19 protein-coding genes are annotated in these 22,918 nt (G+C 61.0%); 8 read left to right on the top strand and 11 right to left on the bottom strand.

All coding sequences use genetic code 11. The features are described from left to right. Window positions 1–18 precede the first annotated feature (18 nt). The 6 genes from N1037_02070 to gpmI all read right to left on the bottom strand — a co-directional run bounded on the left by N1037_02070 (window position 19) and on the right by gpmI (window position 7,289). Window positions 19–765 (bottom strand): isocitrate lyase/phosphoenolpyruvate mutase family protein, encoded by a 747-nt coding sequence (locus N1037_02070; protein ID UWS79830.1) that lies wholly within the window; start codon window positions 763–765, stop codon window positions 19–21. After that, window positions 762–1,826 (bottom strand): trifunctional transcriptional activator/DNA repair protein Ada/methylated-DNA--[protein]-cysteine S-methyltransferase, encoded by a 1,065-nt coding sequence (locus N1037_02065; GenBank protein UWS79829.1) that lies wholly within the window; start codon window positions 1,824–1,826, stop codon window positions 762–764. The genes N1037_02070 and N1037_02065 overlap by 4 nt, the downstream gene beginning before the upstream one ends. A gap of 93 nt (window positions 1,827–1,919) precedes the next feature. After that, window positions 1,920–3,017 carry a ribosome small subunit-dependent GTPase A gene (gene rsgA, locus N1037_02060; GenBank protein ID UWS79828.1) on the bottom strand — a complete coding sequence of 366 codons (1,098 nt, stop codon included), beginning with the start codon at window positions 3,015–3,017 and terminating at the stop codon, window positions 1,920–1,922. 202 nt (window positions 3,018–3,219) lie between these two features. Then, on the bottom strand, window positions 3,220–4,560 hold the full coding sequence (locus N1037_02055) for a S41 family peptidase (GenBank protein ID UWS79827.1): 1,341 nt from the start codon (window positions 4,558–4,560) through the stop codon (window positions 3,220–3,222). Window positions 4,561–4,567: 7 nt separating this feature from the next. Then, on the bottom strand, window positions 4,568–5,716 hold the full coding sequence (locus N1037_02050) for a peptidase M23 (GenBank protein ID UWS79826.1): 1,149 nt from the start codon (window positions 5,714–5,716) through the stop codon (window positions 4,568–4,570). A 55-nt stretch (window positions 5,717–5,771) separates the two neighbouring features. After that, on the bottom strand, window positions 5,772–7,289 hold the full coding sequence (gene gpmI, locus N1037_02045; protein UWS79825.1) for a 2,3-bisphosphoglycerate-independent phosphoglycerate mutase: 1,518 nt from the start codon (window positions 7,287–7,289) through the stop codon (window positions 5,772–5,774). A gap of 419 nt (window positions 7,290–7,708) precedes the next feature. On the opposite strand from gpmI, the gene N1037_02040 reads away from it, so the two are divergent. Together N1037_02040 and N1037_02035 are read left to right on the top strand one after the other, a co-directional pair. Next, window positions 7,709–8,173 carry a DUF1203 domain-containing protein gene (locus N1037_02040; protein UWS79824.1) on the top strand — a complete coding sequence of 155 codons (465 nt, stop codon included), beginning with the start codon at window positions 7,709–7,711 and terminating at the stop codon, window positions 8,171–8,173. A gap of 424 nt (window positions 8,174–8,597) precedes the next feature. Next, window positions 8,598–10,256: a hypothetical protein gene (locus N1037_02035; protein UWS79823.1), complete on the top strand. Its 1,659-nt coding sequence runs from the start codon at window positions 8,598–8,600 to the stop codon at window positions 10,254–10,256. Window positions 10,257–10,282: 26 nt separating this feature from the next. On the opposite strand, the gene N1037_02030 is transcribed toward N1037_02035, so the two are convergent. Together N1037_02030 and N1037_02025 are read right to left on the bottom strand one after the other, a co-directional pair. Further along, entirely contained in the window at window positions 10,283–10,414 is a 132-nt protein-coding gene (locus tag N1037_02030) for a hypothetical protein (protein ID UWS79822.1), read from the bottom strand. A 47-nt stretch (window positions 10,415–10,461) separates the two neighbouring features. Continuing rightward, window positions 10,462–11,391 carry an ABC transporter ATP-binding protein gene (locus tag N1037_02025; protein UWS79821.1) on the bottom strand — a complete coding sequence of 310 codons (930 nt, stop codon included), beginning with the start codon at window positions 11,389–11,391 and terminating at the stop codon, window positions 10,462–10,464. Window positions 11,392–11,473: 82 nt separating this feature from the next. Here N1037_02025 and N1037_02020 point away from each other — a divergent pair, with 82 nt between their 5' ends. Both N1037_02020 and N1037_02015 read left to right on the top strand, forming a co-directional pair. Beyond that, a complete protein-coding gene (locus tag N1037_02020) occupies window positions 11,474–11,656 on the top strand; it encodes a zinc-finger domain-containing protein (protein UWS79820.1) in 183 nt (60 codons plus the stop codon). A 26-nt stretch (window positions 11,657–11,682) separates the two neighbouring features. Continuing rightward, window positions 11,683–12,333, top strand: coding sequence for a TIGR02117 family protein (locus N1037_02015; protein UWS79819.1), 651 nt, complete (start codon window positions 11,683–11,685; stop codon window positions 12,331–12,333). Between the two features lie 9 nt (window positions 12,334–12,342). Here the strand turns inward: N1037_02015 and N1037_02010 are convergent, their stop codons facing one another. After that, window positions 12,343–12,723 (bottom strand): hypothetical protein, encoded by a 381-nt coding sequence (locus N1037_02010; GenBank protein UWS79818.1) that lies wholly within the window; start codon window positions 12,721–12,723, stop codon window positions 12,343–12,345. 402 nt (window positions 12,724–13,125) lie between these two features. On the opposite strand from N1037_02010, the gene polA reads away from it, so the two are divergent. Beyond that, window positions 13,126–15,948 carry a DNA polymerase I gene (polA, locus tag N1037_02005; GenBank protein ID UWS79817.1) on the top strand — a complete coding sequence of 941 codons (2,823 nt, stop codon included), beginning with the start codon at window positions 13,126–13,128 and terminating at the stop codon, window positions 15,946–15,948. Window positions 15,949–16,605: 657 nt separating this feature from the next. On the opposite strand, the gene N1037_02000 is transcribed toward polA, so the two are convergent. Together N1037_02000 and N1037_01995 are read right to left on the bottom strand one after the other, a co-directional pair. Next, entirely contained in the window at window positions 16,606–17,361 is a 756-nt protein-coding gene (locus N1037_02000) for a TIM barrel protein (GenBank protein UWS79816.1), read from the bottom strand. Between the two features lie 117 nt (window positions 17,362–17,478). Continuing rightward, window positions 17,479–18,078 carry a DUF1285 domain-containing protein gene (locus tag N1037_01995; protein UWS79815.1) on the bottom strand — a complete coding sequence of 200 codons (600 nt, stop codon included), beginning with the start codon at window positions 18,076–18,078 and terminating at the stop codon, window positions 17,479–17,481. Window positions 18,079–18,142: 64 nt separating this feature from the next. On the opposite strand from N1037_01995, the gene N1037_01990 reads away from it, so the two are divergent. The 3 genes from N1037_01990 to N1037_01980 are packed head-to-tail and all read left to right on the top strand — an operon-like array spanning window position 18,143 to window position 22,913. After that, window positions 18,143–19,150, top strand: a complete 1,008-nt coding sequence (locus N1037_01990) for a MoxR family ATPase (GenBank protein UWS79814.1) — start codon at window positions 18,143–18,145, stop codon at window positions 19,148–19,150. Then, window positions 19,147–20,070: a DUF58 domain-containing protein gene (locus N1037_01985; GenBank protein ID UWS79813.1), complete on the top strand. Its 924-nt coding sequence runs from the start codon at window positions 19,147–19,149 to the stop codon at window positions 20,068–20,070. The genes N1037_01990 and N1037_01985 overlap by 4 nt, the downstream gene beginning before the upstream one ends. After that, window positions 20,067–22,913, top strand: a complete 2,847-nt coding sequence (locus tag N1037_01980; protein ID UWS79812.1) for a DUF4159 domain-containing protein — start codon at window positions 20,067–20,069, stop codon at window positions 22,911–22,913. Before N1037_01985 ends, N1037_01980 begins: the two co-directional genes overlap by 4 nt. The last annotated feature ends 5 nt before the right edge of the window (window positions 22,914–22,918 follow it).

The raw sequence follows: 22,918 nt of genomic DNA, 5'->3' as shown, positions 1-22,918 counted from the left end.
GGCCAGCCCAGCTAGCGGCTACTCTAGCGCCGCAAAGTCCGCACCCAGTTGTTGCATTGCCTTGACATAGGGCTGCGGCCCATAGCTGGCCCGTGCCACACCGGAAGCGGCCATGGCTGACAGGGTCATGCCGGGACGCATCATCACATTGACCGGCAGCGGCGAGGCCTCCGTGATACGGGCAATCAACCCCGCATCCGTCAGGCCGGGAACAAAAAAGCCACTGGCCCCGGCGGCGGCATAGGCGGCCGCCCGCGTCAGCGCTTCATCCAGCAGATCCTCATGGCGGTCAGGCGCCGGGGTTTTCAAAAACAAATCGGTACGGGCATTGATAAAGTAATCCGCATCAGCCGCGCGCATCGCTGCAATCCGGTTGGTTTGCTCATTGATCTCATAAAGCCCGTCGCCGCCGATGATCTGATCCTCAAAATTGATCCCAACCGCGCCCGTTGCCACCAGTTTTTTGGCATTCAAGGTCAGCGTCTCGGGCTGTCGCGCAAATCCGCCTTCAAAATCAACCGTCAACGGTAGATCACAATGGGCGGTGATCCGCGTGACAATCTGCAACAGCAGCTCCAGTGGGATCGTCTCCCCATCACCATAGCCCTGTGCTGCCGCCACCGACCAGCTGCCGGTGCCCAGCGCCTGAGCACCGTTTTGGGCAATCGCAGCCGCGCTGCCCGCATCCCAGATATTATACAGCACCAGGGGGGTGCCCGGTTGGTGCAGGGTGCCAAAGGCACGAGCCCGTTGGGAATAAGTCATGCAGTCAGCCTTTCTGTGTAGCTGGTTTCAATCTCGATGAGCCGTTGTTTGCGCCACAGCCCGCCGCCATAGCCGGTCAGGCTGCCATCCGCCGCAAGAACCCGGTGGCAGGGAATGACCACGGCAATTTGATTACTGCCATTGGCCCGCGCCACCGCGCGGGTTGCGGTCGGGCGGCCCAGCTCCTGGGCGATCTGCGAATAGCTGCGGGTCTCACCCGCCGGGATCTGCAACAGGGCGCGCCAGACCTGCCGTTCAAAATCGGTACCATGCAGCGCCAGAGGCGTATCAAATCGCGCCTGGGTACCGGCAAAATAATCAGCCAGTTCCGCCGCAATCTGCTGCGTCGGCGCCGGGCGACCAAAGCCAATGCCGCCGGGCTGCGCCTTTTGCAGCCGCTGCATCTCCCGCGGCAGGGCCTTGCGATCGGCAAATTCAAGCAGATGCAGCTGGTGCTGACAGCTGATGGCAATCATCGCTCCAAGCGGCGTATCGATCCAATCCGCCAACAGCAGCGCATCCTTGCGAAAGGCACCGGGGGCCATGCCAACCAACCGGGCAAAGGCAGCGCGAAAGGCCGAGGGGCTGTCAAAGCCCGCATCGATCTGCGCCGCAATCACCGGCTCTCCGGCGGACAGGGCGGTAAAGCCCTCACGCAGCCGCCGTTGCCGCGCCATTTCCAGAAAGGTCATGCCAAAATGGCGCTTGAAAGCCCGCCGCACGGTCGAAGGATCATAACCCAGCTGCACCAGGTCATCCTCGCGCCACCGGTGGGTCGGACGCGCCTCCAGCGCGTCGATCAGCGGCTGCACCATCGGGTCATCCCCGGCGGCAGCTTTCAGCGGCTTGCAGCGTTTGCAGGCACGAAAACCTGCCTCGATGCAGGCGCCGGGCGAGGCAAAGAACTGGCAGTTCTCGAACTTGGGGTTGCGCGCCGGGCAACTGAGGCGACAAAAGATACCAGTGGAAGAGACGCCAACATAGGCGCGCCCCTCATAGCTCGCATCACGGGCGCAAAGCGCGGCATAAAGCGTTTGGGAATCAGGCAGGTCAAACATCATGGCAGCAGATTAGCCAATCCATAGGCCCGCCGTCGCCGGTTTCCGGGCGTTACTGTCGAAAAAGCAAATCATCCGCCAAATTGCGCTGCGCCGTCAGCGGCCAAGCTTCTTGTTCAGCTTTTTCATGCTGCGGATGGTTTTGCGCAGGGCCTTGCCGCCTCGTTTGCGCTCTGCAAGCGACGCGGTGTTGCTGCGGTCCTCGACAACCAGCTTGCGCCAGCGCTCCAGCCGCACGGGATCAAGATCACCGCGCGTACGGGCGGCGATCAAGGCACAGCCGGGCTCGTTTTCGTGTTTGCAATTGCGGAACTTACACTGACCGGCGAGGTCGGTCAGATCCTCAAACAGATCGGCAATGCCGGCCTCTGCCTCGGCCATCTGCAGCTCGCGCATGCCCGGCGTGTCCATCACAGCGCAGCCATTGGGCAAAAACCGCATCTGCCGGTGCCGCGTGGTATGGCGACCACGGGCATCATCCTCGCGAATTTCAGCCGTCTCAGCGGTGTCCCGGCCAAACAGAGCATTGACCAGTGTCGATTTCCCCACCCCCGAGGTGCCCAGAAACACCAGCGTGTCACCCGGTTTGCACCAGGGCGCGAGCTGGTCTTTGGCGCTATCGCTTTTGGCATTCAGCAGCACCACCGGCACCCGTGACGAGATGCTCTGCGCCTGTTCCACATAGGGCGCAGGATCGTCGCAGAGATCCGGCTTGGTCAGCAGGATCACTGGCGTCACCTCGGCCTCAAAGGCCAGCGCCAGATAGCGTTCCAGCCGGGCCAGGTTGAAATCGGGATTGCAGGAGGTGACAATAAAACTGGTATCGGTATTGGCCGCGATCAACTGGATACTGCGGTCATGCCCCGGAGCGCGCCGCTTGAACAGGCTTTTGCGCTCCAGCACCCGACTGGCGGTTGGCAGCACCCGGTCGAGCAACACCCAGTCACCAACCGTGGCAGCCAGTTTCGGCGGTACCAGCTGGTCGATACCGTCCCCCTGAACGCGTAACCCGCTGCGATGGGCCTCGACAACCCGCACCGGCGGGGTCTGCTCCAGGTCCTCTCCCATCACCTGATCGGCAAAGAACGGCTGCCAGCCGAGCTTCTCCAGCACGGACAGATCTGCGCCGTGTTGATCTGGAGCGCCCTGATCAACACCGCTTGCTGGCGCTTGGGGATCATCCCGGGTGGTCATAAAGGATCTGCTTTCTTACGGAGACGTGGCAGCACAGGTTGCGCGCTAAGAACCACAGATTGCCAGTCGGCTAAAGCCCCTTTGCGTTCGCTGCCCCGCTGCGGTTCCCTTGGTGACAAAAAAGGACCGCCCCCAAAGGAGCGGTCCTGATCAATATCTGGCAGAAAATACAGGGACTCCGCCCCTGATATTTCACACCCGGTTATTGCTTTGGCCCCAGGGCAACAAGACCCTTGAGGATGTCGATGGCATAGGCCAGCTGGTAATCCTGCTCACGCAGTGCAGCGGCTTTTTCTGCCCGCTCACGATCCTCTTTGATCTGGCGGATTTCATCCTCGGTCAGGCTGTCGTTGTTGAGGCTGCCACGCAGATCCGCCTCGGTGCGGGTCCGGCGGGCTGCGCTCTCTTCCTCGGCCTCTTCTGTCTCGGCGGTGCGGCGCGGCTGCTCGACCACGATGTCGGGGGACACGCCCAGCGCCTGGATCGACCGGCCAGAGGGGGTGTAATAACGCGCCGTGGTCAAGCGCATGGCGCCATTGCCCCGCAGCGGCATCACGGTCTGAACCGAACCTTTGCCAAAGCTTTTGCTGCCCACGACGATGGCGCGGCGATGATCCTGCAGTGCACCGGCGACAATTTCAGACGCCGAAGCAGAGCCACCGTTGATCAGCACCACGATGGGTTTGCCACCAGAGAGATCCCCGGGGGTGGCGTTGAATCGCTCGCCGTCTTCTGGGTTGCGGCCACGGGTCGAGACGATCTCGCCGCTGTCGAGGAAACTATCAGCAACGCTGATCGCCTCGGTCAGCAAGCCGCCGGGGTTGTTACGCAGATCCAGCACAATGCCGCTGACCTTGTCGATGCCGCCGGCCTCTTCGATCTGTTCCTGCAAACCGGATACCAGGTTGGGGGTGGTCTGACGGTTAAAGGTGGTGATCCGCAGCACCACGGTTTCGCCTTCGGTGCGGGCCCGTACGGCTGTCAACTTGATGGTGTCGCGGATGATCGACACATCAAAGGGCTCTCCCTCGCCTTCGCGCACCACAGTGATCACAATTTCAGATCCCACCGGACCGCGCATCAGGTCAACCGCTTCGTTCAGACCCAGACCAAGCACGCTTTCGCCATCTACATGGGTAATGAAATCGCCGGCTTCCATGCCAGCCTCATCCGCCGGGGTGCCATCAATGGGCGAGACAACTTTGACAAAGCCCTCTTCCTGGGTCACCTCGATGCCGAGCCCGCCAAATTCACCGCGAGTCTGCACCTGCATGCTGGCCGCATCATCTGGTTTCAGATAGCTGGAATGCGGATCAAGCGACGACAGCATGCCACCAATGGCCGCCTCGATCAGCTCTTTCTCGTCAACCTCTTCGACATACTGGGCGCGAATACGCTCAAAGATATCGCCAAAAAGATCCAGCTGCTCATAGACCGTTGCTTCGCGGTCCGTCTCCTGCGCCAGCAGCGGGCCGGCCACATAGGTTGTTGCAACGATTCCGGCCAGCGTGCCGCCAATAGCCGCCATGGCAAATTTTCTCATGAAACCTTCATCCACCTTTTCCGATGCGGAACCATGTTGCAGGATCCACCGGGCTGTTATCCATTCTAACTTCTATATAGAGCGTTTCTGTCCGGTCAGTTCCACCCCCTTCACCACTTAGTGACAAAATGGCACCAGCCTGCGGAGCACTTCCCCCCATCAGGCCCACCGGCGTGCCTGCGGGAATGACCTGACCAGCCGCGCCATACACCTCTGCCAGTCCTGACAAAATAAAAAGCGTATCCGGCTGTGGTTCAAGGATCACCACATTGCCAAGGTCCAAAAGCGGGCCACGGTAGCGGATTGTCGCCGCCGTTGGCGTGCTCACCAAGGCGCGGGGCCGGGCGGCAATCAGCAGGCCGGGACGGGCAATCCCCGCCGCATCGCGTTTTTCAAAGCCGCGCAGCAGCAGGCCTTCAACCGGCAGGTCAAGCTCTCCCCGTTGGGCGCTGATATCCACTGAAAGGGGCGTAATCTTTTCAGCACCGCCGGCAATTTCAGCCAAGCCACTGGCAAATCCGGTCAGTGTCTCAGTCGAGGAAATCAAAATAGCAGTGCGCACGGAGTTTTCGGTAAAGCGCCGCGGCAGATCGGTGCGGTCAGCAATTGCGGCGGACAGGGCGGTCCGGGCCTCTTGCACCCCGGACAGACCCTTTTCCAGGGTGCCAGCAGCGTTTTGCTGCAACAGGCGTAGGGTCTGCACCTCTTCCAGGTCACGGCGCAGCGCCTCGGCGCGGGCATAAAGCCCCGGTGTTACCTCAGCCACCATCATGGCCGAGCGCGCCGCCCCCAGCGGCCCCGAAGGATGCAGCATCAGCACCGGCGGCGCAGAAGTTTCTATGGTCTGCAGGATGCCCAACAGCTCTGCCACGTCGTCCTCGCGGGATTTCAGCTGGGTCAGCAGTTGCGATTCGCGGCGCGCCACCCGCCGCAACCCCTCACGCATGGCCCCCAGCCCGGCCTCGTAGGCGCGCACCGTGCCAGTTAGCGCCTTGACCCGATCCCGCGCACTTTCGGCGGCTTCCAAAGCCACCGTTGCCGCCTCCAACTGATCCGCTGCCGCCTGTGCAGCCTCGGCAGGCGCCTGCTGGCCCTGCAGCGGTGCGGCAAAGCTGATCAATGCAAAAAGAAGCAGCCCTGCGGCGCGGTTGGTCATATGGTTCAGATCTTTTTGGCCAGGTCGTTTTGGTCAGGTCGTTTTGGTCTGGGTCTCAGGTCAGCAGGCTCTCACCGGTCATTTCCTTCGGCTTGGGCAAGCCCATAAGCTCTAGCAGGGTGGGGGCAAGATCGGCAAGACGGCCATTGCGCAGCCCAGTCCCCGCTGGCCCGCCAACCAGCGCCACCGGCACCAGGTTGGTGGTATGCGCGGTATGAGCGCCACCGGTTTTGGGGTCCACCATAACCTCGCAATTGCCATGATCCGCCGTGACCAGCATGGCGCCACCGGCCTTTTCCAAGGCCGCAACCACCTGGGCCAATCCCTGATCCACCGCCTCGCAGGCCTTGATTGCGGCCTGAATGTCACCGGTGTGGCCAACCATATCGGGGTTGGCGTAGTTGGTCACAATCAGATCATAGCCGGCCTCAATCGCCGCAACGAATTTCGCTGTCACCTCCGGCGCGCTCATCTCTGGCTGCAGATCATAGGTCGCCACCTTGGGCGATTTGGGCATGGCGCGGTCTTCGCCCTGTTCCGGCTCTTCCTTGCCGCCGTTGAGGAAAAAGGTCACATGCGGATACTTCTCAGTCTCCGCCAAACGGAACTGGCGTTTGCCCTGCTTGGCCACCCATTCGCCCAGGGTATTGACCAGCTCGGCCTTGGGGTAGGCGGTTGTCATGTAGTCATTATGGGCCTTGGAGTAGTCCACCATACCCAAAAGCGCCGCCAGTTTCGGGCGCTCCCCGGTGTCAAACTCGGCAAAGCCCGGCTCGCCAATGGCGCGCAGAATCTCACGGGCGCGGTCGGCGCGGAAGTTGAGACAGAAAAACCCGTCGCCATCCTGCACCCCCTCATAGCCGCGCAACACGCTGGCCCCGATGAATTCATCGGTTTCCGACTGGTTATAGCCATGGGTCACAGCGTCATGCGCATCCGCGACCGAGCGCCCCTCGCCCTTGATCATGGCGTTATAGGCCTCGCTCACCCGCTCCCAGCGGTTGTCACGGTCCATGGCAAAATAGCGCCCGGTAACACTGGCAATTTTGGCGCCTCTGGGCAGGCCCTCTTTCAGCTGTTCAAAGTACCCGTAGGCGGATTTTGGCGCCACATCGCGCCCATCCGTGATGGCATGCAGCCAAACCGGCACACCCGCTGCAGTGATCGCCCGGATTGCCGCCAGGATATGGCTGATATGCCCATGTACCCCACCATCCGAGACCAGCCCCATCAGATGCGCCGCACCGCCAGTTTCTTGCAGCTTGGCGATAAAATCCAAAAGTTCCGGATTTTGTTCAAAAGAGCCATCCTCGATCGCCAAATCAATCTGACCCAGATCCATCGCCACCACCCGGCCAGCACCGATATTGGTATGCCCCACCTCCGAGTTCCCCATCTGGCCGCTGGGCAGTCCCACATCCGGCCCATGGGTCACCAGCCGCGCCTGCGGACCTGCCGCCATCAGCGCATCAAAAGTGGGGGTCTGTGCCAGATGCGGCGCATTGGCCTCTCCGGGCGCGGCACTGCCCCAACCATCAAGAATACACAGAACGACGGGTTTGGGCGTGGACATGTCAAAGCTCCGGAGCAAGGGCAGGTGAAATAGATCGTCCCCGTCTTCTAACCGCTTGCCCCCTCGGGGTGAACCGACAACCTGTCACAGGTGGCGTTATCAGTCGCACCATCCGCTCCGACACGGCAAAAGCCCCCCCCCCGGCGGGCCAGATCCGAGACCAAAATATCCGAAGGCTCAGCCAGGACCTGCGCTGCGCTTACATATTCCTTGGCTGCCCAAGGCGCCGCGCGCGAGCCTCCGCAGGAGCGCTTCGCGCCGGGCCCAACGGGTGGGCTGGGCATCTGTGATGCACTGCCACCGGGCGGGAGCCCCCCCCCTTTTGAATACCCCGGCTGATTACCCGCATGTTTCGGGTCGCCTGCAGATCGGGATCTACGCCAGGATCACAGCCAATCGTCTCCAAGAAGGACCCCCAGATGACCAAAATCACCGCCCTCCCTACTGAGATCACCCGCCAGCTGCAGAACGGCGGGATGGACGCCCATGGCCAGCTGCCAGAACGCGTGACATCGGACGGTGGCGGAAATCCCTGCCGCCATTGCCTACGCTATATTCCCAAGGGCGCCGAGATGCTGATCCTGGCCCATCGCCCCTTTGCCACGGCGCAGCCCTATGCGGAAACCGGCCCAATCTTCCTCTGTGCCGCCCCCTGCCCCCGCCACGACAGCGCTGAGCTCCCCGAGGCGCTGACACGCGCCCCCGACTATCTGATCAAGGGCTACACCACCGAAGACCGCATCGTTTACGGCACCGGCATCGTGATCCCGCAGGCGCAGATGATGCAGCAGGCGGGGACCATTCTTGCAAATGACCGCGTCGCCTATGTCCATATTCGATCCGCCCGCAACAACTGCTACCAAGCCCGCATCGACCGGGCCTGACAGCGCCGCAAATGTTTCGCCCGCGAAACAGAGCAAGGATTTGGCAAGGAAGATTGCCCGCCCCCGACCCTAGCGTACGGGGGCAGGGCAACACATCAATGGCAACAATGCGCAGGTAGCGGGCTTTGCAAGGTCAGTGTGCTGCCCAGCGAACTTAGCCTGCACTCACTGCGCTGCCGCACGAGAAGCGGTAATTGGTGAGATTTGTTGTGGAGGGAAGCTATGTCGACAATTCCGAAACCAATGTCTTGCTTAAATGGAGAAACGACAAGGGTTGGCCCTAAATGACTTTCTAAGGCATTGAAAAAGCGCTATATCGAATGGCGGGCTAGTTGGCCAAAGCAACAGCTTAATAGTTGTGGCTTTCCCCGCAGGGTGATCTATTGGCCGCTATTGGAATGACCAAAGAAGAGATAGCAATTTGATGAAAGTAATTTCAAGATCAGGACGGGAACAAGCTGTTCTTGGAGCAGGTGATGTCATAGACGATCACGAGGTATCGGCCTTACAAAACGGTGGCTACATCCTAACGTGGTGTGGGAGTGACAGCGTTACCAGAGCCCAGATTATTGGAGAAAATGGGAAGCCAAAGTCCGAGGTTTTTGATGTAAGCAGCAGCACAAATGACGAAAATCGCCCTGCAGTTACTACTTTGGCGGACGGCAGCTTTGTCATCACTTACACTTCGTTGCAAACAGCAACCAATGCATCGATTAATGCACAAAGGTTTTCTGCCGACGGCACCCCCATCGGCGATGAGTTTACAGTTTATGGGAACTCTAGTCACACCAGTATCGCTCCGGAAATCACTGCTCTGACAGACGGCGGATATGTGGTTTCCTACACCGGACTTGGTCGGGACGGATCCTATTTTAGTTGTCATGCCCGCGTCTTTGATGCTGATGGGACTCCCCGCGGAAATGATTTTCGCATAAACCAGACCACCGAAAGCTTCCAGTCATTCGGTGAGGTGACCTCTCTTGAGGATGGCGGTTTTGCCGTAACTTGGCGGTCACGAGAGGTGGATGGTAGCTTTTATGCCATAATGCTGCGCCTTTATGATCCAGATGGATCTCCACGCACCAATGAGTTTCAGGTCAACCAGTACTGGCATTTCAGCCAGACCAACCCGACCATCGCCCGTTTGAAAAACGGAAATATCCTGCTCGCCTGGGATTCAGAAGGCCAAGATGGGAGTGACAAAGGGGTTTATGCCCGCATCATCGGTCCAGACGGTAGCCCGGTCGGCAGCGAGTTTCAGGTCCATACGCAAACCCTAGGCGATCAATATGCCCCAGAAGTAACAGCTCTCTCAGACGGCGGGTTTCTTGTGGTCTGGGTCGATGTCACTTCGGAAGAGACGAGCGTAGTTATGGCGCAACGGTTTTCGGCTAGTGGCGAGCAAATCGGCGATGAGACCACCCTTTCACAGGGGAGCGAAGACCTTGAAGCAAGGCCGAAAGTGATTGAACTCTCCGAGGGTGTTCTCTCTGTAAGCTGGCAAGATTATGATAGGAACACCTTCACAGGTCAGATCGAGACAAGGCTAGTCTTGACACCGGACTTGGGAAGTAGTGGGGACGACGTTTTGTCGGGGACCAGGTTTCGTGACCGACTGGAGGCGATGCGAGGTGATGATAAAATTCTAGGCTACGCGGGCAACGACAGACTGATAGGTGGACATGGTCAAGACACACTTAAAGGCCATTCCGGCTCTGACCGCCTGCTCGGAGGGAACCAAAATGACAAAATTTTGGGTGGCAGCGGCGACGACGTAATCCGTGGAGGCCGAGGTAGAGACTTTTTGAACGGTCAAGCTGGTGATGACATTTTGCAGGGCGGTGCCGGAGCGGATGTGTTTGTATTCGGGAGAGGTCATGACACAATCACTGATTTTGACAACGATTTAATTCGGCTTGACGATAGTCTTTGGCAAAATGGTAATCTTACTTCCGATGAAATCATGCAGTTTGCGGAAATCGAAAACGGAAACTTGGTCTTTGACTTCGAGGGTGGGAACACACTTACATTGACCGGCTATACAGATTGGGACACGCTTGAAAGTGCCCTCTCAGTTTTTTGAATTCCAGCTTTGTGATTGATTGTAGGTTATACAAACTTAGGAAACTGCGCCTCGCTGACTTTTCCGCCAGGCGCAGCATCACCTTGGACGATCTTGCCAAGCTGAATGTCTGATTCGGTGAAAATGGCTACAAGCCTTCGCGCCTGCAGCAAGTCCATCGCTGTGTCTCATACGAATGTCGTGAAAGGGCTGCAACTGGTCCCGTTCAACCAGACTTCGTTAGCGCCAGGAAAACATCCTCCAGATCCGCCTCAGCGGTTTTGACGTCGCGGATCGAAATGCCGGCGGCATGGACGGCGGCCAGCACCTCTTCGGCGCTGGTTGTATTGCCGTGATAGCGCAGCAGAACCGCGCCATCGTCGCGCAGATCGGCGGTGATGCCGGCGCCCTGCGGCAGGGTTTCAACCGGGCTGGCGGGATGCACCACCATGGATTTCGCATCCAGCCGTCCTAACAGATTGGCGGTGCTGTCGCGTGCCACCACTTCGCCCTTGTCGATGATGGCGATCTCGTCGCACATCTCTTCGGCCTCTTCCAGGTAATGGGTGGTCAGGATAATGGTCATGCCCTGCTGGTTCAGCTTGCGAATGTTTTCCCACAACATCTGGCGCAGCCCGATATCCACCCCGGCGGTGGGTTCATCCAGCACCAGAATATGCGGGTGATGCACCAGCGCCTTGCCCAGCAAGAGCCGCCGCCGCATGCCCCCCGACAGGGTGCGCGCATAGGCATGGGCCTTGTCCGTCAGCCCCACCATCTCGAGGATTTCATCGCTGCGGCGCTGCTGTTTTGGCACGCCATACAACCCGGCCTGCACCTCCAGCGCGCCGCGCGGGGTAAAGAAGGGATCCAGGTTCAGCTCCTGCGGCATCACTCCAATGGCGGCGCGGCTTTGGCGGGGGTTGGTGTCCTGATCAAACCCCCAGATCGTCACCCGGCCCGAAGTCTTGCGCACCAGACCGGCCATGATGTTGATCATGGTGGACTTACCGGCCCCATTGGGCCCCAGCAGGCCAAAGACAGATCCGCGCGGAATGGTCAGGTCGATGCCTTTCAGGGCCTGCTTTTCCGGTTGGCCCTTGGCGCCTATGTAGGTTTTGCGCAAGCTTTCGATACGGATTGCATCATCTCTCATAGCAGTACTTGCCCCCGGTTTTGGCATCAGACATACATGGTTCACCCATGCGCCTAGCCGAAATTCAAAAGGACCGCCAGCGATGACTATTGAAGCGCCCGAAACCAAGATCGTTGAAACCTACCGCGTTGCCTGCGATGGCGGCGAAGGCGCGCTGGGTCATCCCCGGGTCTACCTGCAGATCCCCGAAGGCGACGGCTTTGTCGAATGCCCCTATTGCGACTGCAAATACATCCATAAGGATCATGTAGACTCCGCTGCGTGATCTCCTGGCTGGCAAGAGCCCTGCTTTTGCCACTTGGGTTGGTCTGCGCCTATTGCTTCGCAGCCGTTGTCGGCGCCGCGATTCCCTCTGGACCAGCCAAGACAGCAGAAACGGCACCCAGCCATCAGGTGCGACTGGTTGCCGGGCCAATTCACTATGATTTTCTGCTGCCGCTGGATGACGCCACACGGGCGCAGTTTCAGTTTCTGGAGGCCAGCGGATTACCGGTGGGCCACCCAGACGCACGCTGGCTGGTGATTGGCTGGGGCGCCCGTGGCTTTTACACCGCGACAGACTATCACGACCTGACCCCGACAACCCTGCTAAATGCCGCCATTGGTGACCGCTCTGTGTTGCGCGCAGAGGTGCTGGGGCCGCTGAACACTTTGCCCGACCTGCGCAGCATCAACTTTGACGAGGCGGAATATGCAGCCTTCCTAGCCGCCATTGCCGATAGTTTCGACCGGCCCGTGACCGGCCCGGTGCAGAGCCTCAATCTCCCTGGGTTCACCCCGGGGGATCGCTTTTATGCCGCCAAGGGGCGGTTTCACCTCTTGCGCACCTGCAATACCTGGGTCTCACGCATGATCCGGGCCTCGGGTCGCCGTTTTGGTCTCTGGACCCCCTTGCCCTATTCCGTCAGCCTGTCCCATTGGCTGTTTGCCGGACCAGACTGAGCCTGGAAGTCACGACGCGGGCAAATTGGCAGGATCGAACTGGCACCACTCACCAGCCTTGACAACAGTGGCGGAAAACCCGGTGGCCGAAAACAGCCCATAGACCCAACGTTCCCCCAGTTTTTCACGATCAAAGGCCACTTCGACGTTGCTGGTCGCCGCCCGGATCATCGCGATCATCTCGGGCACAAACCCTGCCGTCAGACTGGCAAAATCGCCATGGGAATCCAAACCGGTGGTCATTTCATCACCAAGCCAGGACTCGCTGCCATCAACGGACAGGACGACATAATCCTCCTGGTCCCAGGGCGAACCGGTCTCCCCCGGGTAGGGGGTATAGCGATACTCAAAACTGGCGTTGTAGCCCTTTTCCAGGAAGCCAAAGATCAAGGTACCAGAGGTATCCTTGGCTGATCTCAGCGCTTAGACATAGCACACCTGGCCTATTTTGACCGTCGCCCAGTTGCCGTGCTCAAAATAGTCGGCATGGGCGCGCGATGTGCTAAAAACCAGGGAAGACAGCGTAGACAAGGCCAAAATCAGGGCTTTCACTTTATAAATCCTTTCAAAGAGTATTCCGTTTTTGTTGATAGCTTTATTCGAGATCAATCGGGAAAATCTACTGCTGTGAAACCCAATAACGGCTCTGTGACCTGACCAACAGCCACGGGCTGCTGCCCTGTATTACGCCAATCGCATCGCCTACCGCAAATCCTGCCGGAATGGGCAATTGCCCTCTGCCGCGCGATCACCGATAACGGGACAAACGCGCAACAGCCGGAGCATCAGCCCATGAGCGAAAGTACACTTGGCCAGGCCAAATTCGGCAAAGGATGCCATCTGCATTTGATTGATGGCTCTGCCTTTATCTTTCGGGCCTATCACGCGCTGCCGCCGCTGACGCGCAAATCAGATGGGCTGCCCATCGGCGCCGTTGCCGGCTTTTGCAACATGCTGCACCGCTATGTCGAGGCCAACACCGGCCCGGATGCCCCCACCCATGTGGCGGTGATCTTTGATCATTCCGGCAAAAGCTTCCGTAATGACATGTATGATCTCTACAAGGCCAACCGCCCGCCGGCGCCCGAGGATCTGCGCCCCCAGTTCCCGCTGACCCGCGATGCCACCCGCGCCTTCAATATCGCCTGCAAAGAGGTCGAAGGCTTTGAGGCCGACGATATCATCGCCACCCTTGCCCATCAGGCGCGTGATGCTGGCGGGCGCTGCACCATCATTTCGTCAGACAAGGATCTGATGCAGCTGGTGGGCGGCGGCGTTGAAATGCTGGACGCGATGAAAAACAAGCGCATCGACAGCGATGGCGTGGTAGAGAAATTTGGCGTTGGCCCCGACCGGGTGGTGGATGTGCAGGCGCTGGCCGGCGATAGCGTCGACAATGTGCCCGGCGCCCCCGGCATTGGCATCAAGACCGCGGCGCTTTTGATCAACGAATATGGCTCGCTCGAAGAATTGCTGGACCGCGCCGAAGAGATCAAACAGCCCAAGCGTCGCCAGACCCTGATCGATAACCGCGCGCAGATCGAGATGTCCAAACAGCTGGTGCAGCTGGATTGCACAATGGAGCTGGATTTCTCCCTCGAAGACCTAGAGGTGCTGGAACCCGATGCCGAGGTGTTGATGGAATTCCTGGGACTGATGGAATTCCGCACCCTGGCCAAACGCATGGCGGAACAGATGGGGATTGACGCCCCCGCCCTCCCCGAAGCCAGTGCTGCAGGCGCCACTGCCGCGACCGAAGTCGCCGCAGCCGTGGCCTTTGATGCTGAAAAATATGAATGCCTTGGCGACGTGGCTGGGCTGCAGGGCTGGATCGACCGGATCTATGAGCGCGGCTATGTGGCGGTGGATACCGAAACCACCGGGCTGGATGCCATGGTGGTGGATCTGGTTGGGGTGTCGCTCTGCGTTGATCCTGGCGAGGCCTGCTATATTCCGCTGGCCCATAAACAGGGCGGCGATGATCTCTTTGGCGGTGAGGGCCTTGCCGAGGGGCAGATGCCGCTGGAGCAGGCGCTGGCCATGCTCAAGCCGATGCTGGAGGACCCTGCGGTGCTCAAGATCGGCCAGAACATGAAATATGACGCCAAGATCCTGCACCGCTATGGCATTGATGTGGCCCCGATTGATGACACCATGCTGATGTCCTATGCGCTGCACGCCGGCGAACATAACCATGGTATGGATATCCTGTCGGAGCGTTATCTCGATCACAAACCGATCCCGATCAAACCGCTGCTGGGCACGGGGAAATCCGCCATCACCTTTGACCGGGTGCCCATGGCCGATGCAGTGCCCTATGCCGCCGAAGACGCCGATATCACCCTGCGCCTGTGGCAACATTTCAAACCGGAACTGCACCAGCGGCAGGTGACCACCGTCTATGAAACCCTGGAACGACCGCTGGTGCCGGTGCTGGCCGAGATGGAGCGCAACGGCATCAAGGTGGACCGCGACACGCTGAGCCGCATGTCCAACGCCTTTGCCCAGAAAATGGCCGGGCTGGAGGATGAGATCCACAGCCTGGCGGGCCAGTCTTTCAACGTCGGTTCCCCCAAACAGCTGGGTGAGATCCTGTTTGACAAGCTGGAGCTGCCCGGCGGCAAAAAGGGCAAGACCGGCGCCTATGCAACCGGCGCCGATATCCTCGAGGATCTGGCCACCGAACACGCGCTGCCCGCTCTGGTGCTGGACTGGCGCCAGCTGAGCAAGCTGAAATCCACCTATACGGACGCGCTGCAGGACCATATCAACCCGGATACTGGCCGGGTGCATACCTCCTATATCCAGACCGGGGCCAACACCGGCCGCATGGCCTCCTCTGATCCGAACCTGCAGAATATTCCTGTGCGCTCCGAGGAAGGCCGTCGCATCCGCGAGGCCTTTGTCGCAGAAGAGGGCAATGTGCTCTTGTCGCTCGACTATAGCCAGATCGAGCTGCGCATTCTGGCCCATGTGGCCGGGATTGACGCGCTGAAAGCCGCCTTTGCTGCCGGTCAGGATATTCACGCCATGACCGCGTCGGAAATGTTCAACGTACCGATGGAAGAGATGACCTCGGAGATTCGCCGCCAGGCCAAGGCAATCAACTTTGGCGTCATCTACGGCATCTCCGGCTTTGGCCTCGCCCGCAATCTGCGCATCCCCCGGGCCGAGGCCCAGGGCTTTATCGACCGCTACTTTGAACGCTTCCCCGGCATCCGCGCCTATATGGATCAGACGGTGGAGTTTGCCAAAGAGCACGGCTATGTGCAGACGCTGTTTGGCCGCAAGATCCACACGCCAGAGATCGCCGCCAAAGGCCCACGCGCCGGGTTTGCCAAACGCGCCGCCATCAATGCTCCGATCCAGGGTACCGCCGCCGATGTGATCCGCCGCGCCATGGTCCGCATGCCACAGGCCATCGCCCATCTGCCCGCCCGGATGTTGTTGCAGGTCCATGATGAACTGCTGTTCGAAGTGCCGCAGGCTGCGGTTGAAGAGACCATCGAAACGGCCCGCCAAGTGATGGAAAATGCCGCAGACCCAGCCGTGCATCTGGACGTGAAACTCAGCGTCGACGCAGGTCAGGGCAGCAACTGGGCTGAAGCGCATTAACCCAAGCGGCCATAGAACCCTGAAAACAAAAAGGGGGGGCTCCCGCCCGTCTCGGAACAATCAAGATTGATCCTCCCCCGTTGGGGGTGGCGCCGCGCTGACGCGCGGCGCGGGGGTGCCTGCCCGCAAAGTCTTCACGCCATCGGTCTGACCCTTATTGTTGCGATTCGGGTCAAGGGCGGCAAAGCCGCCGCGCCACGCGCGGCTTGCCCTTGAGGCGAATCGGAACCTCCCACCCTTGCACTGGCGCTTCAGGGCAGACCTGCCCCTGAAACGCATCTCAGCAAATCTGTCTGCGCCGCGCGTCAGCGCGGCGCCAAGCCCAACAATAGAGGGACATCCAAAGGATGTCTCGGAATTGGCGGGAGCACCACCGGCCCGGCAAAGGCCCGACAAAGATGTAGCAAAAGTCTGACAAAGGCCCAGCGAAGCTCTGGCAATGACTCCGCATTTCCTGGAGTGAGGGGTTCATCCCTCTGCCGATCAGGCCACACCCCCCTCGCCCCAACCGTTTTGAAGGACACTCACGCAACGATCCAGCACATCAATCCCGGCAGGAGAAATCCAACCAGTACAGGAGCAGAACCGACTGGTTTCAGTGCCGCAATTCTTATGTGCAGGCCAAAGTACCCACAGCCCGCAGTCATAAGCCCGCTGTTATTCAGGCAGCCAGCTCAGACTATCCTCGGTCCGCAAAGTCGATGGGGTATACTCTGCACTGACCCAGCCCCCATAGCCACTGTCATCTATGGCCTGAAACAAGGCGGCAAAATCAACAGGTCCGGTTCCCGGTTCACAGCGACTGGGGGCAGCACCAATCTGCACATGCATCGCCGCTGAGCCAAAACTTTCCCAGACCTGGGCGGCATCGCCGTGGATCATCTGGGCGTGATAGGCGTCATATTGCAGCCCGACATTGGGCCGGTTGACCGCCTCCAGTATCTCAGCGGCCAGATTGTAATCATCCAGAAAATACCCTGGCTGATCGCCGGCATTCAGCGGCTCGATGGTAAAGCGCTGCTTGGGCGCAAAATCCGCCGCCCAGCGCAGGTTGTTGATGAAGGCATCGCGCGCCTCATCGCCCTTGGCATAGCCCGCCATCACATGGATAAGGCCCACATTCAGCACCTCGCCATAGCGCAGCACCCGGCGGATATCGCGCTGAAACCGGTCCGTGCCGCCGGGATGGGCCGCATAGCCCGGCACACCTCCGGTGTAATTTGGCGGTGGCGCGTTGATCAGCAACAGCTCCAGCCCATTGGACAACAAGGCCCGCTGGGTTTCCTTGGCGGCAACCTCATAGGGAGACAGGATCTCTACCGCTTTGAACCCGGCATTGGCCGCCGCCGCAAAACGATCAAGATAGGGCAGCTCAGCAAAGAGCATTGAGATATTTGCCGCAAATCTTGGCATGTCAGAGACCTCCTGTCTGTCGTCGCCAGTGGTCTAGCCCTATCGCGGCCTTGCAGCCAAGCAGAGAAAACACTGCATTTTTTCTAACCGGCGCCGCCGCTCACAGCCGCAGGTAGCTCAGGGCAATTCCTTTGACGGGATCACCGGGAAAAAGCGTCCCCCCGACCACAGACCAAACCAGCCCTCATGGTGGCAGCCCAGCTCCACCAGCCGGTAAAAACTCTTGCGGTCAATCAGCGCTTCAAGATCGCTGCGCACCAAGACATAGGGCGAAGGCTCACCGGTCTGCGGATCCCGCTCAACCCGAATCGGATGGTCAGGCCCTGCCAGCATCTGATCGCCCACATGGGTGGTAAAATGCAGTTCCTGGGCGTCGCCCTCACCGCTTGCCTCAAAATCCACCGCCACAAAGGGCGCATCATCAACGGTGATGCCGACCTTCTCGACCGGGGTCACCAAAAAATATTTGCCATCTTCACGCTTCAGGATCGAAGAAAACAGTTTGACCAGCTCAAAGCGGCCAATGGGCGTGCCAAGGTAGAACCAGGTGCCGTCGCGGGCGATACGCATGTCCAGATCGCCGCAAAAGGGCGGGTTCCACAGATGCACCGGCGGTAATCCGCCCTTAGCCCCAGACTTGCCCCCGGCTTCGCCTGCTGCCTTGATCGAAGCCGCCAAGCCATCTGCCGATGGTGTCACAGATTTTTGTCCACTCATTGCTTTTGCCATTTCCCTCAACCGCGATACAGTAAGAGCATATATGCGCCGTGAAAGGAATGTCATGTCCGAACCTGACGATCTGCTGATCCAGATTGAAGCTCTGGAAGCCAAGCTGCAACTGGCACGGGAGTCGATCACCCGCCGTTTCATCGGGCAGGAAAGGGTCGTGGACCTGACCCTGGCTACCCTGCTCTGTGGCGGCCATGGCTTGCTGGTGGGGCTGCCCGGCCTGGGTAAAACCAGGCTGGTTGAAACCCTGTCCACCGTCATGGGGCTGGATGGCAAGCGTGTGCAGTTCACCCCGGATCTGATGCCCGCTGACATCCTCGGCTCCGAGGTGCTGGAGACCAACACCGATGGCAGCCGCGCCTTTCGGTTCCTGCCCGGACCGGTGTTCTGCCAGCTGCTGATGGCGGATGAGATCAACCGCGCCAGCCCGCGCACCCAATCGGCGCTACTGCAGGCGATGCAGGAACGCCAAGTGACGGTTGCAGGCGCTGACCGGTCTCTGGGCTTGCCCTTTCACGTGCTGGCCACCCAGAACCCGATCGAACAGGAAGGCACCTACCCCCTGCCCGAAGCACAGCTGGACCGTTTTCTGTTTCAGATCGACGTGCCCTATCCCACCCGCGACACCGAACGCGATATCCTGCTGACCACCACCGGCACCGAGGAAGGCGCCGCCCATCAGGTGTTTTCCGCCACCGAGCTGATCGCCGCGCAAGAGCTGCTGCGGCGCATGCCGGTGGGCGAATCAGTGGTGGAGATGATCCTGGATCTGGTGCGCGCCTTCCGCCCCGAAGAGCCCGGCGTCTCGGATCGGGTGGCGCAGACCGTTGCCTGGGGTCCTGGCCCCCGTGCGGCGCAGGCCCTGATGCTGGCGGTGCGCGCCCGCGCCCTGCTGCACAGCCGCCTGGCCCCCAATGCCGAAGACGTGCTCGATATGGCGCTGCCAGTGCTGAGCCACCGCATGCAGCTGAGCTTTGCCGCCAGGGCACGCGGTGACAGTCTCAGTGATCTCATCGCGCAGACCGCTGCGGATCTGGCCCAGAACGGGATCGCCGCATGAGCCAGCCCGCCGCGCCCTCAAGCACCGGCCGCTCTGTCGGCGCCTCTGCCGAGGCGGCACAGCTGCGCAGCCGCGCCGAAAGTGCTGCCAGTGCTTTGCCGCCGCTCTTGGTGCAGGCGCAGCAACTGGCCGGATCGGTGCTGGGTGGCGAACACGGGCGGCGGCGGGCCGGTATGGGGGATGATTTCTGGCAATACCGCCCCCTGCAACAGGGCGACAGCCGCCGGATGATTGATCATCGCCGCTCCGCCCGTGGGGACCAGCAATTTGTGCGCGAACGGGAATTGCAGATCGCCCAGACGGTGCATCTCTGGATCGATCAAGGCGCCTCGATGCGCTTTGCCTCAACCCCTGACCTGCCCCGCAAGATCGAGCGCGCCCGGCTGATCGGCCTCGCCCTGTCGATCCTGATGCTGCGCGGCGGTGAACGGGTCGGCCTGACCGGTGGCAGCCTGCCGCCGCGGCGTGGCAACCTGCAAATCCTGCGCCTGTGTGATGCGCTCAGCGCCGATGATGCCCAGGACTATGCCCCACCCGAGCATCGCGCCATGGCCCCCCATGCCCGCGCCCTGTTCATTTCAGATTTCCTGGGTTCTTTTGAACCGCTGGAGCACGCCCTGTCGAAAGCCGCAGATCGCGGCGTACATGGCGTTTTGCTGCAGGTGCTGGACCCGGCCGAGGAACGCTTTCCCTTTGCGGGCCGCACCCGGTTCGAAAGCGTCACCGGCGCGCTGTCCCATGAGACCCTCAAGGCGGCCTCTCTGCGGCAGCAGTATCTGGACCGTCTGGCCGAGCGACGGGACGCGCTGGAGCACCTGTGCCGCACCACAGGCTGGCGCATCGGCCAGCATCACAGCGATACGCCTGCGCTCTCGGCTTTGATGTGGCTTTATCACGCGATGGATCGGGGTCAGCTATGACGATGATTGCTGGGCTTGGCTTTACTGCGCCCTGGCTGTTGCTGGGACTACTGGGGCTGCCGCTGCTGTGGATCCTGCTGCGGGCGGTGCCGCCGGCGCCAAAGAAACAGATCTTTCCCGCCGTGACGCTGCTGCTGGGCCTGTCGGATAAGGACAGCCAATCCGACCGCACCCCCTGGTGGCTGTTGCTGTTGCGGCTTTTGGCGGTGGCGGCGGCGATCCTGGGCTTTGCCGGTCCGGTGCTGAACCCAACCCGCGACACCGCAGGATCCGGTCCGCTGGTCCTGGTGCTTGATGGCTCTTGGGCCGGGGCGACCAACTGGCAGGAAACCGGCAAACAGATCAGCAGCCGCCTGGAAGAGGCCGGACGCGCCAACCGCCCCGTGGCGCTGTTGCAGCTTACCGCCCCCAAGGCGCTGCAGTTTCAGGCCGCCGCAACCTGGCAACAGCAACTGCCCGGCCTGCTGCCGCAGCCCTGGCAGCCCTCGGCGGATCAGATCGACGCCGCCACAGCCCATCTGGCTGCCAGCGACCAGCGCTTTGACAGCCTCTGGTTCAGCGATGGACTGGCCTATGCGGGTCAACAGGACATCACAGAGGCCCTGTCCAGCCATGGCGCCGTCACGGTGATCTCCTCTGGTCTGCCCATCCTGGGGCTGTTGCCACCTGTTGCCAAAGACGGCGCGCTGGAGATTTCGCTGTTGCGCAGCGCCCCCGGTGGCCCCACGCTGGGCGCCCAATCGGTTGAGGTGCTGGCCCGTGGCCGCGATCCCGGTGGCACCCACCGCACCCTGGCCCAGGTCACCGCGCAGTTTGAACCAGGGGCCACCAGCACCAGCCTGCAACTGGCGCTACCCGCAGAACTGCGTGCCAGGATTGAACGGTTTGAGCTGCCAGACCAGCGCTCTGCCGGGGCGGTGGCCCTGAGCGATGACAGCCTGCGACGGCGCGAAGTGGCGCTGATTTCATCCGGTGCCCCGGACGAAGGCCTGGCGCTGTTGTCGTCGCTGCACTACCTGCGCCAAGCGCTGAAACCCACAGCCGAGCTGATCGAGGGTAGCCTGGGGGACATTCTGCCCGCCAACCCGGATGTGATCGTGCTGGCCGATGTGGCCCGCATCGCCCCGGACCTGCAGGACGCACTGGCCGAATGGGTCGAGGCGGGCGGTTTGCTGTTGCGGTTTGCCGGACCGCGCCTGGCCTCCAGCGACACCGCCCGCGACAGCGAAGAGCTGCTGATGCCGGTGCGGCTGCGCATTGGCGGGCGCAGCATCGGTGGCGCCATGAGCTGGGGAGAGCCCAAAACCCTGGCGCCCTTTGCCGAAGGCTCGCCCTTCTTTGGTCTCACTATCCCGGCTGAGGTCTCGGTCTCGTCGCAGGTGGTGGCGCAGCCCGATCCCAGCCTCGCCGCCCGCGTTATTGCCGCGCTCGACGATGGCACGCCCTTGGTAACCCGCAAGGCCCTGGGACAGGGACAGGTGGTGCTGTTTCACGTCACCGCCAATGCCGAATGGAGCAGCCTGCCGCTGTCGGGTCTGTTTGTGCGCATGCTGGAACGGCTGGCGGTGTCGTCAGCCGCAAAACCACCAGAGGCACAAAGTCTGGAAGGCACCACCTGGCGTCCCCTCACCATTCTGGACGGGTTTGGCCGCAACGCCGACGCCTCTCGCCTGTCGGGGGTGGCTGGACCTGACCTGATTGACCTGCCAACCGGACCCGCGCTGCCCCCCGGCCTGTACCAAAGCGAAAGCCGCAGTCTGGCGCGCAACACGCTGGCTCAGGGGGCTGTCTTGACCGCCGCCAGCTGGGGCAATGAGGTGACCCAGGCCGGATACCACAGCAACCAGGAGCAGGCGCTGGCCGGGCTGCTGCTGGGGCTGGCGCTCCTCTTGCTGAGCCTCGATGTGGTGGCGACACTGCTGATCAGTGGCCTTTTGGCGCGGCGCCAAAGCCTTGCCATGATTGCTCTGGTCCTGGGGGCAGGGCTGGGCATGGCCGCAGGCTGGCCCACTGCGAGCCAGGCCCAAACCAGCCAGGCCCAAAATAACCAGGCCCAAACCAGCCAGGATACAGCCCGAGATACCACCCAGGACGAACATGCCATCCGCGCCGGAGAGCTCACCCTGGCCCATGTGCTTACCGGGGAGGCCAAGACCGACCGCATTGCCCTGGCGGGGCTGCGCGGCCTGTCAGACACGCTGTTCTTCCGCACCTCTGTCGAGCCATCTCCCCCCGTCAGCATTGATCTGGAGCGCGACGATCTGGCGCTCTATCCGCTGCTCTACTGGCCCGTCACCGCCAGCCAGCCGCTGCCCTCGGGGGAGGCTTATGCGCGGCTTAACAGATATCTGGGATCCGGCGGCATGATCCTGTTTGACACCCGCGACGCCGGGCGCCCGGCAAGTGGCAGCGCCAGCCCGGCAGCGCAGCGGTTGCAGCAACTGGCCCTGCCGCTGGATATCCCGCCGCTGGAGCCGCTGCCCAACGATCACGTGCTGACCCGCGCATTCTATCTGTTGCAGGATTTCCCCGGCCGCCACCCACGCGGCGCGCTTTGGGTTGAGGCCGCGCCGGCAGATGCCCAACAGGTTGAGGGCATTCCCTTTCGCGATCTGAACGACGGGGTGACGCCGGTGGTGATTGGCGGCAATGACTGGGCTGCGGCCTGGGCGGTGGATACCAATGGCAGGCCGATGCTGCCCGTGGGCCGCGGCTATGCCGGCGAGCGCCAACGGGAACTCGCCTATCGCTTTGGCGTCAATCTGGTGATGCATGTGCTCACCGGGAATTACAAATCCGATCAGGTGCATGTACCGGCCCTGCTGGAACGGCTGGGACAATAGGGACG

Source organism: Phaeobacter sp. G2, from assembly GCA_025163595.1.
GTDB lineage: Bacteria > Pseudomonadota > Alphaproteobacteria > Rhodobacterales > Rhodobacteraceae > Pseudophaeobacter.
This window is presented reverse-complemented; position numbering and strand designations above follow the sequence as displayed.

Excerpts from the sequence above, each read along its gene's own strand:
- N1037_01980 (UWS79812.1), top strand. The coding sequence starts at position 20,067 with ATGACGATGATTGCTGGGCTTGGCTTTACTGCGCCCTGGCTGTTGCTG.
- N1037_02040 (UWS79824.1), top strand. The coding sequence starts at position 7,709 with ATGACCAAAATCACCGCCCTCCCTACTGAGATCACCCGCCAGCTGCAG.
- N1037_02065 (UWS79829.1), bottom strand. The coding sequence starts at position 1,826 with ATGATGTTTGACCTGCCTGATTCCCAAACGCTTTATGCCGCGCTTTGC.
- N1037_02055 (UWS79827.1), bottom strand. The coding sequence starts at position 4,560 with ATGAGAAAATTTGCCATGGCGGCTATTGGCGGCACGCTGGCCGGAATC.
- N1037_02020 (UWS79820.1), top strand. The coding sequence starts at position 11,474 with ATGACTATTGAAGCGCCCGAAACCAAGATCGTTGAAACCTACCGCGTT.
- N1037_01995 (UWS79815.1), bottom strand. The coding sequence starts at position 18,078 with ATGAGTGGACAAAAATCTGTGACACCATCGGCAGATGGCTTGGCGGCT.
- gpmI (UWS79825.1), bottom strand. The coding sequence starts at position 7,289 with ATGTCCACGCCCAAACCCGTCGTTCTGTGTATTCTTGATGGTTGGGGC.
- rsgA (UWS79828.1), bottom strand. The coding sequence starts at position 3,017 with ATGACCACCCGGGATGATCCCCAAGCGCCAGCAAGCGGTGTTGATCAG.
- N1037_01990 (UWS79814.1), top strand. The coding sequence starts at position 18,143 with ATGTCCGAACCTGACGATCTGCTGATCCAGATTGAAGCTCTGGAAGCC.
- N1037_02030 (UWS79822.1), bottom strand. The coding sequence starts at position 10,414 with ATGGACTTGCTGCAGGCGCGAAGGCTTGTAGCCATTTTCACCGAATCA.
- N1037_01985 (UWS79813.1), top strand. The coding sequence starts at position 19,147 with ATGAGCCAGCCCGCCGCGCCCTCAAGCACCGGCCGCTCTGTCGGCGCC.
- N1037_02070 (UWS79830.1), bottom strand. The coding sequence starts at position 765 with ATGACTTATTCCCAACGGGCTCGTGCCTTTGGCACCCTGCACCAACCG.
- N1037_02025 (UWS79821.1), bottom strand. The coding sequence starts at position 11,391 with ATGAGAGATGATGCAATCCGTATCGAAAGCTTGCGCAAAACCTACATA.
- polA (UWS79817.1), top strand. The coding sequence starts at position 13,126 with ATGAGCGAAAGTACACTTGGCCAGGCCAAATTCGGCAAAGGATGCCAT.
- N1037_02050 (UWS79826.1), bottom strand. The coding sequence starts at position 5,716 with ATGACCAACCGCGCCGCAGGGCTGCTTCTTTTTGCATTGATCAGCTTT.
- N1037_02035 (UWS79823.1), top strand. The coding sequence starts at position 8,598 with ATGAAAGTAATTTCAAGATCAGGACGGGAACAAGCTGTTCTTGGAGCA.
- N1037_02000 (UWS79816.1), bottom strand. The coding sequence starts at position 17,361 with ATGCCAAGATTTGCGGCAAATATCTCAATGCTCTTTGCTGAGCTGCCC.